Here is a 13,755-nt window from a genome sequence, read left to right on the forward strand (position 1 = left end):
CGCGCGGCGGGGGCTCTGCCATGGGCCCGGCTAGCTGAAGGAGACGCTGTAGCTGTTGGCCTGGAAGTTCAGGCCGGCCGACGAGGACGTGATCTCCCAGCCGAGCTGGACGTCGCCGACGGTGAAGTTGCTGATGTAGCCCTTGGTGTTACGGAGCCAGTTGAGGATGGGGAGGATGTTGACCGTGCCGGAGTTGGAGTCGGAGGTGCGCACGAAGGAGTAGACGTCGTTGTTGCCGTTGTTGCCGACGTAGACCGTCCAGGTGTGGCCGCCGAGGGTGAGGTTGCCGATGGAGCTGCCGATCGGGCCGACTGCGCCGTTGTAGTTCATCCAGAGCATGATCTCCTTGGTCTTGCCGCTGTCCCAGACGTCGTACGCGGTGTTGTACGCGCCGGAGGACGGAACGGTGACGTTGTAGCTGCTGGTCAGGGTGGCCAGCGAGGAGATCGTCTTCCCGACGTAGCGGGTGGAGTTCGGGTAGGACTTGATGCCGCCGGTGTCGGGGTGCTGGGCCCAGACGCCGAAGTTGCTGCCGGAGTTGGCCCAGGCGCACTGGGTGCCGGCGCCGCTGCCCCAGATGTTGTTGTAGACGGTGTAGTTGCCGCTGGTCCAGTTGCCCCACTGGTCGCACGAGGACCAGGTGGCCGCCTGGGCGGGGGCGGCGGCGAAGCCGATGAGCGCCAGCAGCGCTATCAGCGGGGTCAGGATGAGCTTGCGAGCGGCTCGTTGCACGGTACGACTCCCTTGTCGTGTGGGGGGTGTTGCGGGATCACCCCGTCGAACGCGATGTCCTGTCCGGCGGGGAGCTCAAGGGGAATCGGGTCACTGTCAGTGCCCAGGTGTACGTTCACAGTGAGGTCGAAGTCGGAGTTGAGGACCGCCCGGACATGCCCGGCCCGGAGGTCCCAGCTCAACTCGGTGACGGTCACGCGGCAGCGCGTGCGCAGGCCGCGCAGCGTTCCCGAGGGGAGGAGCGAGGGGGGTACGGCGGGGAGGAGCACGATCCGGTCGGGGGAGGAGTGGATCAGTGCCTCGATGATCACAGCGGGGAGGGTGTGCGCCGCGTCGGCGTTGTAGACGTGGCGGTGGGGGTAGTGCCCGCTCATCAGGGAGGGGTGGAAGAAGTCGCCGTCCAGGACCGCCGTCAGCGCGCGCTCCACGCGTTCCGCGTCGCCCAGGCGCGCGGCCACGAGCGCGGTGTGCAGATATCCGTGCGCCGAGTCGTTCTCCGCACCGCGGAGTTCCAGGGCCCGGTGCGCCGCGCGGGCCAGCTCGGGGGTGTCGAAGGGATTGATCTCGTCCAGCGGCCACACGGGGTAGAGGTGGCTGATGTGCCGGTGGTCGTACGCGTCCTTCGCGTCCGCCCACGCCCACTCGGCCAGCGCCCCCTCCTCGTTGACCCGGTAGCCGGGCAGCCGCTCGGCGAGCGCGTCGTTGCCCGCGGCGCGCAAGGCGTGGCGGGCCGCCGCGATGTCCATGGTGGCGTTCACCGATACGGGGCTGTCCGCACCGGCCGGGGTGTTCTCCGGTGAGTAGGAGGGGACGAGCAGCAGTTCCCCGTCCGCATCCGCCCGGGTGAGGAAGTCCTCGTAGAACGCGGCTGCTTCGGCCAGGAGCGGCACGAGTGTCTCGCGTACGAACTCCTCGTCGCCGGTGACGGTGGCGTGGTCGAGGAGGGGGTGCAGCAGCCAGTCCGCTCCGGCGGTCCAGAGGTGGAGGGGGTAGTCGTCATTGAAGTGGTAGGCCCCGCCCGACAGTCCGTCGCTGTGCGCGGGCGCGACGATGCCGCGCGCTCCGAAGACCCGGGTCGCGTTGTCCCGCCAGTCGTCGAGGTTCGCCCTGACGAATTCGGCGTGGGCGAGCGATGCCTCCGGGAGCTGCGCGACCGCCGCGGAGGCGATCTGCAGGTTGAGGTTGGCGTCGCAGGTGAAGGCCCCGGACCAGGCCGTGTCCCACGAGCCGGTCCATATGCCGGTGAGGCGGGGCGGCAGCATTCCGGAGGAGGAGAGCAGGTGATAGCGGCCGGCGGCGAACAGCCGCTCCAGGATGGCGGTTCTGTTCCTCTGCGGGTGCGCCAGCAGTTCGGACACGGGCTGCGCCGCGACCGCCTCCGGCACGGCCAGGTCGAGGGTGACCCGGTCGTAGGCGGTGCGGTGCGCGGCGCTGTGCCGCGCGAGGAGGTCGTCCCAGGCTCCGGCCCCGGCCCTTACGGCGGGAGAATGCGGGGTGCGGGTGCGGGACAGCGCCCACGGCTCGACCCACGTCAGCAGCACCAGCTCGGCCGCGCCCGCCACCCGCAGCGTCGTGCCGTCGACCTCCACCGCACCGCCGCCTGTCCCGACGACCCGGGTCCAGCCGGTGTACCCGGAACCGGGCGCGTCCGGAAACGCCACCTCGACCCGCAGCAGGTCGCCGGTAACGGCCACGCTGACATCCAGGTCGGCCGGGGCCCCCTCCAGAAGGACGTCATGGCTCAGCGCGGCGGAGACCGTCGCCCCCTCGGGCGGGAGAAGGCGGTGGACGATGACGTCATCCGCTCGCGAGACAAACGTTTCGGCACGCCAGGAGCCCGCGCCCTCGGTCCAGGCGGAACGTATGACGCCGGTGCGGAAGTCCACCTCCCGCCGGTAGCCGGCGAGACCCGCCGTCGGCCGCATCACCCGCAACGCGAAAGCAGGATGGAAGGGCCGCACCCACCGCAGCTCGCGACCGGCCGTGGCGCGGGCCACGGCGGACGCGGCGCGCCCGGCGAGGACGTCGTCGCGGAGGCGGTCGAGATCGGGGGCCAGATACGGCGCGCGGGCAGGCTCGGAGCCGGAGCCGTCGGGGCGGACGAGGAGATGGTGGTTGACGATGATCCGTTCGTCGGCGGGGTCGCCGTGGACCATGGCGCCGTGCCGCCCGTTGCCGGAGAGGAAGGCGTCCTCCCAACGGGCGGCCGGGGCGGGCTCCCAGATCACTCCACGACCTCCCGGAGGGCGGCGACGCCGTAGCGGGGAAGAACCAGCTCACCCGCGTGGACGGTGCCGGACAGGAGGTCCTCCCGCGTGCCCTCGACCGGGACGGTCACCGGCTCCTGCCCGTGGTTGAGGACGAAGAGCAGCTCGCCACGGCGTACGGCCTCGACTCCGGCGGGGAAGCGATCGAGCGGAGGCCGTACGCCGGCTTCCCGGACGGCGCGGGCCAGCAGCCCGCGCAGCGCGTCGGGTTCCGGGAGGGTGGAGAGGTACCAGGCGGCGCCCTCCCCCACCTGGTGCCGGATGACGGCGGGGCCGCCGTCCAGTTCGCCGCCCTTGTACGCGGCGATGACCTCGGCGGCCGGCAGGAGGTCGAGGTCCTCGGACCAGACGGTCCCGTTGAAGCCGCCGTTGACACCGTCGACGCCGACGGTGTCCCCCTCGTCCAGCGGCCACCACTCGTGCAGCACGTCGACGCCGAACAGCTCCCGCAGCCGCGCGTCGAAGCCGCCGTCGCGCACCCGGTCGTCCTGGTCGGCGACTCCGGTGAAGAAGCCGCCGACCAGCACCCCGCCACCGCGTGCGTAGGCCACGAGGGCCTCGATCGCGGCATCCCCGGCGAGGTACAGGTTGGGCACGACCAGCAGCCGGTAGCGGGAGAGCTCCGACGGCGAGGACTCGGGGTGGACGAAGTCGGTCGTGACGTTCTGGGTCCACAGGGCCTGGTGCCAGGCCCGTACGACCTCCGGGTAGTCCAGCTTGCTGGAGGGGCGGCCGGACTGCTGGTGCGCCCACCAGGTGTCCCAGTCCATCAGCACGGCCGCCTCGGCGCGAACCCCCGAACCGACGGCCTCCGCCAGCTTGCCGAGATCGGCGCCGAGCGCCTTGACCTGCTGGTACGTACGCCCCCGCTCCCCCGCGTGGGTGAGCATCCCGGAGTGGAACTTCTCGGCGCCCTGCCGGGACTGCCGCCACTGGAAGTAGCAGACGGCGTCCGCGCCCCGGGCCACCGCCTGCAGGGACCAGAGCCGGTTCATGCCGCGCGGCTTGGGGTGGTTGACGCCCCGCCAGTTGACGGGTCCGGCGGCCTGCTCCATGAGCATCCACGGGCCGGGGCCGGCCTGGGAGCGGGTCATGTCGTGGATCAGGGCGTTGTAGGCGCCGCCGAAGGGATCCCTGGGGTCCGGGTAGATGTCGACGGAGACGACATCCTCCTCCTTGGACCACTTCCAGGCGTCCTGGCCGATCCAGAAGGGCATGAAGTTGGTGGTGGCCGGGACTGCGTCGGGGGTGTGCCGGGCTACGATGTCGCGCTCGGCGGTGAAGCACTCCAGCAGCGCGTCGGAGGTGAAGCGCTGGAAGTCCAGTCCCTGGGTCGGGTTGATCATGTACTGGGCCTGGCGGGGCGGGATCAGCTCCTCCCAGGAGTCGTAGCGCTGGCTCCAGAAGGCCGTGCCCCAGGCCTCGTTGAGGGCGTCGAGCGTGCCGTACCTCGCGCGCAGCCAGCGGCGGAAGTGGGCGGCGGTCTCGTCGCAGTAGCAGTAGGTGCAGTACTCGTTGTTGATGTGCCACATGCGCAGCGCGGGGTGGCTGCCGTAGCGGGCCGCGAGGTCCTCCGTGATCCGCGCGGCGTACTCACGGTAGACCGGCGAGGACGCACAGAACTGGTTGCGCGAGCCGTACCAGACGACGTTCCCCTGCCTGTCGCGCGGCAGCGTCTCCGGGTGGCGGGCACCCATCCACGGCGGCGGCGAGGCGGTGGGGGTGGCCAGGACGACGCCGATGCCACTGGCGTGCAGCAGGTCGAGCAGCCGGTCGAGCCAGCCGAAGTCCCGTGCCCCGGGGCGCGGTTCGAGCCTGGCCCAGGAGAAGACCCCGACGGTGACGCTGTTGACGCCGGCCTCGCGCATGAGGCGGATGTCCTCGCCCCAGACCTCCTCCGGCCACTGCTCGGGGTTGTAGTCGCCGCCGAAGAGGATGCGGCCGCGGGTCGCGTCGTTCAGGTCGGGCATGACGGGCTGACTCCTGAGACTGTCGAAGCGCTTCAATATTGCTGCGAGGTTAAGGGCGGGAGTCAGAGCGCGCAAGAGCCCAGTGACATGAACATCCGTAAACACAGAAGCGCCGGAATCCCCGTTCCACTGTACGAATCCGGGGGAATCGCCCCGCCCTACGCCTTGACAGCCCGAAGCGCGGAAAACAACATCGAAGCGCTTCGACTAAATCGAATGAAGGTACCTATACATGCAGAGCCAGACGAAGCGCCTGCTCACCGCAGGCGAGCTCGACGCCATGCTCCGCCGCTCGTCAGGCACCGGCTGCCGGATGGAGAGCGAGCTGACCGACGGCTGGTTCAACAGCGCCTACCGGGTCCGGCTCGACGACGGACGTCCGGCCGTCGTCAAGGTCGCCCCGCCCGACGGCGTACCGGTGCTGCGCTACGAGCTGGGCATCATGGCCACCGAGGCCATGGTCTACCGGCAGCTGGCCGCCGTCGCCGGCGTCCCGCAGCCCGAACTGATCCACCAGGGCCCGGACTTCCTCGTCATCTCGGTCCTGGACGGCCTCCCCTGGGACAAGGCCGGCGGCGACAAGGCCGACGGCCAGGAAGCGCTCCGCCGCGAGCTGGGCCGGATCACCGCACGGCTGCACACCGTCCGCTCACCCGACGGCCGCTTCGGCTATCCGGCCCCCGAGGCCGGCCTCGGCGGGCCCGACTGGCCGACGGCCTTCACCGCGATGACGGACGCCCTGCTGGCGGACGCCGACCGCTGGGAGATCCAACTCGACGTCACCCCTGCCGAGGTCCGGTCCCTGGTCGCGGCGGGCACCGGCGCGCTCGCCGAGGTCACCGAACCCGCACTGGTCCACTTCGACCTGTGGCCCGGCAACATCTTCATCGCCGACGGGTCGGTCACCGGCCTCATCGACCACGAACGGGCCTTCTACGGCGACCCTGCCGCCGAACTGGTCTCCCTGGATTTCGGCGGTGACACCGGCCCCGGCAGCCCCCTCGTCGCCGGATACCTCGAAGCCGGCGGCCGGCTCGATTTCACGCCCTCCCTCCACCACCGGCTCGCCCTCTACCGGCTCTACCTCGGGCTGCTGCTCGTCGTCGAATGCGGCCCGCGCGGCTACACCGACGCGGACCACATCGCCTTCTCCCGGGGCATGCTCGGCGACGCGGTCCGCGCCTTGCGGAAGCTCGGCTAGGACGGTGGCCGGTTCCGCCCTCAATCGCCGGGCGGGCTGGATCAGCCCGTCCGGCCCTGGAGCTCAGTCGAGTTGGACGTGGAACCGCGCCCGCAGCAGCTCAGTTCAGCGCCATCATCATCACCGCGAACCAGGCGACCACGATGGCGAGGGCACCGAGCGACCACGGCCACTCACGGCGCCGATAACCCCTGATCGCGCCCGTCGCCGCCGCCGCCATCAGCAGCGGACCGACGATGCCGACGAAGACGCCTCCGCCCACGAACAGCAGGGCGAGAGAGCCGAGACCGGTCATCACCGCGAGCAGCAGCGAGAGCCCCAGGACGTTGATCCTGATCCGCTGCCACACCTCGGCGCGGGGTTCCTGGCCGTACGCCGCGGACAACGGAGACCGGTTCAGTTCGCCCTGGAGGTCATCGTTCGTTCGGTTCGGCATGTGGGGCAACGTACCGCAGAGTCAAAATCGGACACGGGGATGCATGCATGGGATTCGACGTTCAACCGGATGATCTCGACAGCTACGCCTCGCAGGTGGGAAGAGCCGCCGAGGACTTCCAGCACACCCGCCGTTACGCCCAGCAGCACGGCAATGTGGCGGTGTCCAACGACGGCCTCTTCGGCCTCATCGCGGGGGCGCACAGCGGCGTCCTGGAACGCGTGAGCGCGGAGATCGAGGGATTCCGAGTGGGCGTGGGAGGTCTCGATCGTGTCCGTGATGTGGTCGATGGCGGCGAAGGCCGAGCTGGCGCCTCGATCACCCGGCGCATCCTGTAGCGGAACGGCTCGTTCCGCACCAGCGCGTACAGGCGGCCGAACAGCCCGTCCATTCCGAAGCAGGCGTCCAGCCCCGAGGGCTGTCCCCGCATGACGATGCGGGTTTACCGGGTGTCCCGTGACGGATCGGTCTCGCGGGAGGTGAGGAGGTGGAGGTCATTACCGGCGACAGACTGGCGCCGGTCATGACCTCCCGCTTTCCGCCCTGCGAGTGCCCGTTTCATCGCGACGGGGGCACCGGGTTCGAGAGCCGCTGACGGCGCAAGCTCAGCTCGGGTCGCCGTACTGGATGCCCCGGCCGTTCGTGCCGAGGTACACCCGTCCGTAGACCCGGGGGTCGCCGGTGATGGTCTGGCCGATCCAGCCCCACTGGTGGGCGTCGTCGTTGATCCGGACCCAGGTGGCGGCCTCGTCGTCGGAGCGGTAGACGGCGGTGAAGTCGGCGACGCTGCCGACGTGGTAGATCGCCGGGTACGCACCCTCGGTCGCCGCCTTGCCGAAGCCGATCGCGTACGAGCCCCAGCAGCTGCTGACCTTGGTGAAGGTGGCGCCGCCGTCGGTGGACCGGTACAGGCCGTTCCACTTGGCCGACAGCCACAGGTCGCCGCCGCGCCCAGGGGCGGCGGTGATGCGGAACTGCGTGTCGCCGGAGGGCAGTCCGGTCGCGGCGGCGGTGAAGGTCGCGCCGGAGTCGGTGGAGACGTACACCGTGCCGGCGGTGGTGTCGTACGCGTAGAAGCGCGTCGGGTCGGCCGGGTCGGCGACCGGTGCGGCGCCCTTGGGGGCGGTGGCGACCTCGGTCCAGGTGGCGCCGTTGTCGGTGGAGCGGTGGGTGGGGTAGGTGGTGCCGCTCCAGTGGATGAGCGCCCAGAGCAGCGTCGTGCCGTCGGCACTGACCGCGACCGGGCCGGGGGCGCTGGAGGCGATGTCGGGCTGGGCGGCGAAGGGGGTCCAGGACTGGCCGCCGTCGGTGGAGTACCCGCCGTTCGCGGCCGAGGACGACCAGCCGGTGCGGACGACGTAGGACGGCTTGAGGGCGGCCTGGTCCAGGCCGGTCGTCGAGCCGAGGATGGGGTTGGCCGACATGCCGGCGGCGGGGGACGCGGTGAGCGTGTCGTGGTAGAAACCGCCGATGTCGCCGAGGGCGGACAGCAGGTGCGCGGTGCCGCTTGGCGGCGAGACCAGCTTGTTGACGGCCGTCTCCTCCAGGCCCCGGATCTGCGGCGCCCAGTGGACGAGGTCGCGGGTGCCGTAGAGGGTGGCGCCGGTGCCGTAGACGATGTGCCCGGAGTCGAAGGGGTCGATGCCGACGGCCTGGATCCACCAGCCGAACTTCGCCTCGGCGCCCCACTTCAGGTACGGCGTCTGCGACACGTCCAGCACGGCCGTGTCCTTGAGCGAGGTCCACTTGCGCCCGCCGTCGGTGGACCGGAAGAGCGTGTCGCCGTCCGCCCAGCGGTTGTTGCTCGACACCACCAGCGTGCCGGGGCGGCGCGCGTCCACCGCCAGGCCGCCGTAGCCGAAGGTGTCGGCCGAGCCGTCGCTCGTGGTGCCGCCGGGGGCGACCGGGGTGACCTCGGTCCACTTGCCGGTGACGGTGGCCAGCTTGTGCACGGAGCCGGTGCTCTGGTTGTTCGGGCCGGGCGCGTTCGCGTACGACACGTACAGGTCGCGGGTGTGGCAGTCGTACGCCGCGTGCTGCGGCACCTTGGCCGCCTCGCCGGACGGCTGGCCGGGGACCGCCTCCCACGTGGCGCCGTCCTTGGTGCGGTACAGGGCGGTGCCGCTGTCGCCGTTGCCGTCGCCCCAGCCCGCGTAGACCGTGCGGCCGGCGGCGGTGAGGAAGGTGACGCCCTGGCCGGAGGAGCTCGCCGTCGCCGGGAAGGCCGTCGCCTGCGCCCATGTGGCGCCCCGGTCCGTGGACTTCCACAGCCCGTCGTGCCGCGTGCCCAGCCACAGCGTGTCCGCGTCCCGCGGGTCCACCAGCAGGCGTTCGCCGGTGCCCCGGCCGTCCTCGTTCGCGCCGAGCTTCACGCTCAGGTCGGTACGGGTCCATGTCGCGCCCCGGTCGTCGGAGCGCAGGATCGCCCCGTTGCCCGCCCACGACTGCGCGTACGTCCCCACCGCCAGGTACAGGCGGTTCGGGCGCGCCGGGTCGATCGCGACCGCCTCGACGCCCAGCAGGTTCCAGTCGTCCCACCCGAGGTGGTCGATCAGCGGTATCCAGCGCCCCGTCCGGTCGTCCCAGCGATACGCCCCGCCGATGTCGGTGCGGGCGTAGGCCAGTCCCTTCTCCGCCGGGTGGAAGACGACGCCGGTCACGAATCCGGTGCCGCCGATCACTGCGTTCCGCCAGCGGTAGGTTCCCGCCTCCGCGGCTGTCGTGGTGGCGGCGTACGACCGGCCCTGGGTCAGGGGGATTGCCGTCAGCGCGGCGGTAGCGGCGGCGCCGGCGAGGACGGCGCGTCTGCTGGGCAGGGGCATGACAGTGACCTCATTGTCGTGGGGTGGGGCTGTGCCCGCCGCGCCCGCCGGGGTGTCAGGCACCCGGCGGACGCAGCGGAGTTAAGGGGGTTGCTCTGGCGTTGCGTTGGCGCCTGCGGGCCGGTGGACGGTTTGCGCCCACCCGTTCCGCCGTGCGGAACGCCTGCCCACAAACCGGCGTCAGCCCTTGATCGCGCCGATGAGCATGCCCTTCTGGAAGTGCTTCTGGACGAAGGGGGACAGGATGGCCACCGGGATGAGGGCCAGCATCATGACTGCCATCTGGACGGCGAGGCTGGGGATCGTCTGCTGGCCGATGGCCGTGCCGAGGCCGGGCGGCATCTGGTGCTGCAGCACGAACTGCCGCAGGATCAGCTGCAGGGGGTACTTGTCGCTGTCCTGGATGTAGAGCATCGCGTTGAACCACTGGCTCCAGTAGCCCACCGCGTAGAACAGCGAGATGACCGCGATCACGGCCCGCGACAGCGGCATGACGATCCCGAGCAGGATCCGCCACTCCCCCGCGCCGTCGATACGGGCGCTGTCGATGAGCTCGGGCGCGACGCTCATGAAGAAGGCCCGCAGCACAAGGATGTTGAAGACCGAGATCGCGCTCGGGAGGATCATGGACCAGTACGAGTCCTGCAGCCCGATTCCCGTGACCAGCAGGTACGTCGGGATCAGCCCGGCGCCGAAGAACATCGTCAGCATGAGCAGCATGAGCAGAGGCCGGTGGGCGAAGGACCCGGGCCGGGACAGGCCGTAGGCGGCCAGGACGGAGATGACCATGCTGAAGACCGTGCCGACGGTCGTCAGCACGATGCTCACGAGCGTGGCCCGGGTGACGGTTCCACCGCTGAGGAGTTCGGTGTAGGCCTGGAAGGTGATGTGCTTCGGCCAGATGACGAGGCCGCCGGCCTCGCTGATGGTCTTGGTGTCCGAGAGGCTCGTGATGACGACGACCCACAGCGGGGCGAGGATCGTGAGGCAGACCAGCACCAGTGAGGCACCCTTGAGGCCCTGGCCGATCTTGGTGGGTTCCTCCTCCCACACCGGGCGCTTACCGGTGCGGTCGATGCGCTGGAGCGGGGTCTCCGGCGTGCCGTCGGGGGCTATGAGCGTGGCGGTCATGACTTGGAGTACACCCCCTGCTCGCCCAGCATGTGGGCGACCTTGTTGGCGAGCAGTACGAGCAGCACGCTCAGCACGCCCTTGAACAGTCCGGCGGCGGCGGCGTACGAGTAGTCCCCCGTGCGGATGCCGGTGTACCAGACGTAGGTGTCGAGGACTTCGGAGGCTCCCGGGCCCACCGCGTCGCGCTGGAGCAGGATCTGCTCGAAGCCGACGGTGAGCGAGTCCCCGACACGGAGCACCAGCAGCAGGGCGATGACCGGGCGCAGCGCGGGCAGCGTGACATGCCACATGCGGCGCCAGCGGTTGGCTCCGTCGACGGCGGCGGCCTCGTACAGCTCGGCGTTGACCGCCGCGAGGGCGGCGAGGAAGACGATGACGCCCCAGCCGGCGTCCTTCCAGACGGACTGTGCGGTGACCAGGAACTTGAACAGCCCGGGGTTGGTCATCAGGTCGAAGCCGCCCCCGCCGTGCTGGCGCAGGATCTGGGCGATCAGCCCGGCGCCGCCGAACATCTGCTGGAAGACGGTGATGACGAGTACCCAGGAGAAGAAGTGCGGCAGGTAGATGATGCCCTGGACGATGCCGCGGATGCGGTCGCTGAGAACGCTGTTGAACAGCAGCGCGAGCAGGATGGGGATCGGGAAGAAGAGGATCAGCTGCGTGAAGGTGATGGTCAGCGTATTGACCAGCACCTGCCAGAATCGGTAGTCCTCGAAGATCCGCTGGAAGTTGGCGAAGCCGACGAACTGGCTGTGCAGCATCCCGCCGCCGTAGACGTCGTAGTCCTGGAACGCGACTACGTTGCCCAGCAGGGGGAGGTAGTTGAAGACCAGCAGCAGCCCCGCCGCCGGAAGCACCATCAGCAGCAGCGTGCGGTCCCGCCGCATCCGCTGCCACCGCGTGATCCCGCCTGCCGGCTCGGGCCGCGCGGCCTTCGCGACTCCACGGCCGCGTGACTGCCGGATCACAGCGCCGCGCGGCGCGGCGTCCTCGGTGTCCGGCACCTCGGCAGCGGATCCGCCCGCAAGGCCGGCACCGCTCCCGGCCGCCTCGCCGCTCCTGGCCACCGGCGCCGCCCCGGCGCCGGCGGCGCCGATCCGTGATTTCACGGTGTGCTCCCCATCTCGTACTCCACCCTGGCCACCGGACGCTGTTCGCGCGTCCGGCGGCCTGTTGCCGCTGCGAAACCCACGTGTTCCCGCTTCCCCGGGAACCGTCAGGCGCCGCTGCCGTTCTTCTCCAGCAGCTGCTCGTACCACTTGCGCAGATCGTCGCCGCCGGACTTGCGCCAGGTGCTGATCGCGTCGTCGACCGCGCTGATGGACTTGCGGCCGCGGCGGATGTCCTTCTGGAGGTCGTCGAAGGGGGTGTAGAGCGAGGCGTAGCGCTTGGGCTCCTGGACCTGCATGCCGAAGAACATCGGCTTTTCCATGTGCGGGGTCTGCCGGGCCATCCAGCCCGCGTAGTCCTTCACGAACTGCGGCTGGTCGGGGTACGCGATCGTGCTGGGCGGCGAGGCGAAGAAGACGTACGTGGCCGGCAGGGCCTCGGCGGTGCCCTGCGCGGTGCGGGTGGGGACGCCGTTCTTGAGGGTGTAGTCGACGCCTTCGACCCCGTAGTTGACCAGCATGTACTCCTTCGTGCCGTAGGGCGCGGCGGCGAAGTCGACGATGCCGAGCAGTTCCTTGATCCTGGCCGGGGAGAGGTCCTTGTTGATGAAGCTGAAGATCCCGGCGCCGTCGCCCTGCCAGAGCTTCGCGGTGCCGCCGTCGGCCGCGAAGTAGTCCAGGGCCTGCATGTCGAACTTGGGGTTGGACGTGGACTGCTGGCTGACCAGGCCGTACCAGGCGCCGGTGCCGTCGTTGTAGATCAGGGTCTGGCCGGAGGTGAAGCGCAGCTGCGCGTCCGCGTCCTTGCCGGCCTCGGCGTCGGGGTGGACAACGCCCGCGTCGTGGAGCTTGCGGGCGAACGCCAGCGCCTCCTTGTACTCAGGGAGTTCGATCTTGTGGACGAGCTTGCCGTTGACGAGCTTCCAGTAGTGCGGGGCGTCCAGCGGCAGGTGGTAGATGAACTGGATGCCGGTCCACAGGTCGTCGTAGGCCCAGACCTTCTTCTTGGCGTCGGTGTACTCCTTGCCGAAGGCCAGCAGGTCGTCCGTGGACTTGGGCAGGGTGGCGCCGAGTCCGTCGATCAGGTCCTTGCGGTAGAAGATCGCGTTGGCGATCGCCGGGTTGGGCATCGGCAGGCCGCGCAGCTTCTCGCCGAAGACCGACAGCTGCCAGGCGGCGGTGGGGATGTTCGCCAGGTTCGGATAGTCCTTGACCTTGTCGCCGGACAGGTAGGGGCCCAGGTCGGCGAACTTCGCCACGACCGCGTTGGGTATCTGGCCGGTGAGGTTCCAGCCGGGGATGCAGACGATGTCCGGGATGTCGCTGCCCGCCAGCACCGCGCCGATCTTGTCCTGGTAGGTGTTGCCGTCCTGCGGATCGAAGTCGACGGTGGCGCCGACGGCCTTGTTCAAGGCCGTGTAGTACGCGTTGCCCTTCTTCGGGACCGTGCCCCAGATCGGCGTCATGGCCTTGAAGGTGGACCCCTTGCCGGGGACCGTCTTGACCGACTGTGCCAGCGGGCTGGGGAGCTTGGTGAAACCGGGGCTCGAGCCATTGACGCTCGCCACGTCCGGGGTGACCAGGGTGGACGGCACGTACGTCGGCAGCAGCTTCTTCAGCGCGCTGCCCGTGGCGACCGACCCCTTGGTGGAGGACGTGCTGGGAGAACACGCGGACAGCAGCGGGACCCCGCCCGCCACGGCCGCCGCCGCGACCGCGGTGGAGGCGAGGAATGTTCTCCGGCTCGGAGCCTGGGAGTTCGGCATAGCGTCAACCCTTCGTGGCGCGCCAGGACACACGGCGGGGCTGCCGCCGGTCGGCATCTTCTGTGGGAGGTGCTGGCGTAACGGAAACTGGGTGAACAGAAGCGGTCTTCGAGCACAGGTGGGACACCCGCTGCCACCGCCTTTGGTCGAAGCGCTTCGATGTTGCTGCGAGGTTAAGCGTGAGCGACACACCGCGCAAGAGTCAGCTTCAAGAAACATCGGATCTGTCGGCAGATACGGGACCGATGACGACCCAAGTGGTTAGGGGGTTGTTGCCGAGTCATGTCTTGACAGCCCAGGTGGGAAGACTCAGCATCG

The 13,755-nt window shown here is 69.9% G+C and carries 10 protein-coding genes; 2 read left to right on the forward strand and 8 right to left on the reverse strand.

Going from position 1 to position 13,755, the window contains the following annotated elements; all coding sequences use genetic code 11:
* Nucleotides 1–30: 30 nt before the first annotated feature.
* The 3 genes from OG607_RS16755 to OG607_RS16765 are packed head-to-tail and all read right to left on the reverse strand — an operon-like array spanning nt 31 to nt 4,969.
* The gene (locus tag OG607_RS16755; protein ID WP_405723974.1) at nt 31–732 is read right to left on the reverse strand and encodes a GH12 family glycosyl hydrolase domain-containing protein; all 702 of its coding nucleotides are present in this window, start codon (nt 730–732) and stop codon (nt 31–33) included.
* Nucleotides 702–2,960, reverse strand: coding sequence for a glycosyl hydrolase family 95 catalytic domain-containing protein (locus tag OG607_RS16760; protein ID WP_405723975.1), 2,259 nt, complete (start codon nt 2,958–2,960; stop codon nt 702–704). Before OG607_RS16760 ends, OG607_RS16755 begins: the two co-directional genes overlap by 31 nt.
* The gene (locus tag OG607_RS16765; protein ID WP_405723976.1) at nt 2,957–4,969 is read right to left on the reverse strand and encodes a beta-galactosidase; all 2,013 of its coding nucleotides are present in this window, start codon (nt 4,967–4,969) and stop codon (nt 2,957–2,959) included. The genes OG607_RS16760 and OG607_RS16765 overlap by 4 nt, the downstream gene beginning before the upstream one ends.
* 232 nt (nt 4,970–5,201) lie before the next feature.
* Between OG607_RS16765 and OG607_RS16770 the strand changes: the two genes are divergently transcribed.
* Entirely contained in the window at nt 5,202–6,170 is a 969-nt protein-coding gene (locus OG607_RS16770; protein ID WP_405723977.1) for a phosphotransferase family protein, read from the forward strand.
* Nucleotides 6,171–6,270: 100 nt separating this feature from the next.
* Here OG607_RS16770 and OG607_RS16775 read toward each other — a convergent pair whose 3' ends face one another.
* On the reverse strand, nt 6,271–6,606 hold the full coding sequence (locus tag OG607_RS16775; protein ID WP_405723978.1) for a hypothetical protein: 336 nt from the start codon (nt 6,604–6,606) through the stop codon (nt 6,271–6,273).
* A gap of 47 nt (nt 6,607–6,653) precedes the next feature.
* Between OG607_RS16775 and OG607_RS16780 the strand changes: the two genes are divergently transcribed.
* Nucleotides 6,654–6,944, forward strand: a complete 291-nt coding sequence (locus tag OG607_RS16780; protein ID WP_405723979.1) for a hypothetical protein — start codon at nt 6,654–6,656, stop codon at nt 6,942–6,944.
* A gap of 267 nt (nt 6,945–7,211) precedes the next feature.
* On the opposite strand, the gene OG607_RS16785 is transcribed toward OG607_RS16780, so the two are convergent.
* The 4 genes from OG607_RS16785 to OG607_RS16800 form a co-directional block, all read right to left on the reverse strand.
* Complete coding sequence (locus OG607_RS16785) at nt 7,212–9,428, reverse strand: WD40/YVTN/BNR-like repeat-containing protein (protein ID WP_405723980.1); 2,217 nt, start codon at nt 9,426–9,428, stop codon at nt 7,212–7,214.
* Between the two features lie 180 nt (nt 9,429–9,608).
* Nucleotides 9,609–10,559 (reverse strand): carbohydrate ABC transporter permease, encoded by a 951-nt coding sequence (locus OG607_RS16790; RefSeq protein ID WP_405723981.1) that lies wholly within the window; start codon nt 10,557–10,559, stop codon nt 9,609–9,611.
* Nucleotides 10,556–11,530 (reverse strand): ABC transporter permease, encoded by a 975-nt coding sequence (locus tag OG607_RS16795; protein WP_405736832.1) that lies wholly within the window; start codon nt 11,528–11,530, stop codon nt 10,556–10,558. The genes OG607_RS16790 and OG607_RS16795 overlap by 4 nt, the downstream gene beginning before the upstream one ends.
* A gap of 248 nt (nt 11,531–11,778) precedes the next feature.
* A complete protein-coding gene (locus OG607_RS16800) occupies nt 11,779–13,437 on the reverse strand; it encodes an extracellular solute-binding protein (protein ID WP_405723982.1) in 1,659 nt (552 codons plus the stop codon).
* Nucleotides 13,438–13,755 lie beyond the last annotated feature (318 nt).

Source organism: Streptomyces sp. NBC_01537, assembly GCF_045040445.1.
In the GTDB taxonomy this organism is placed as follows: Bacteria; Actinomycetota; Actinomycetes; order Streptomycetales; family Streptomycetaceae; genus Actinacidiphila.

Excerpts from the sequence above, each read along its gene's own strand:
- OG607_RS16780 (WP_405723979.1), top strand. The coding sequence starts at position 6,654 with ATGGGATTCGACGTTCAACCGGATGATCTCGACAGCTACGCCTCGCAG.
- OG607_RS16790 (WP_405723981.1), bottom strand. The coding sequence starts at position 10,559 with ATGACCGCCACGCTCATAGCCCCCGACGGCACGCCGGAGACCCCGCTC.
- OG607_RS16785 (WP_405723980.1), bottom strand. The coding sequence starts at position 9,428 with ATGCCCCTGCCCAGCAGACGCGCCGTCCTCGCCGGCGCCGCCGCTACC.
- OG607_RS16800 (WP_405723982.1), bottom strand. The coding sequence starts at position 13,437 with ATGCCGAACTCCCAGGCTCCGAGCCGGAGAACATTCCTCGCCTCCACC.
- OG607_RS16770 (WP_405723977.1), top strand. The coding sequence starts at position 5,202 with ATGCAGAGCCAGACGAAGCGCCTGCTCACCGCAGGCGAGCTCGACGCC.
- OG607_RS16775 (WP_405723978.1), bottom strand. The coding sequence starts at position 6,606 with ATGCCGAACCGAACGAACGATGACCTCCAGGGCGAACTGAACCGGTCT.
- OG607_RS16765 (WP_405723976.1), bottom strand. The coding sequence starts at position 4,969 with ATGCCCGACCTGAACGACGCGACCCGCGGCCGCATCCTCTTCGGCGGC.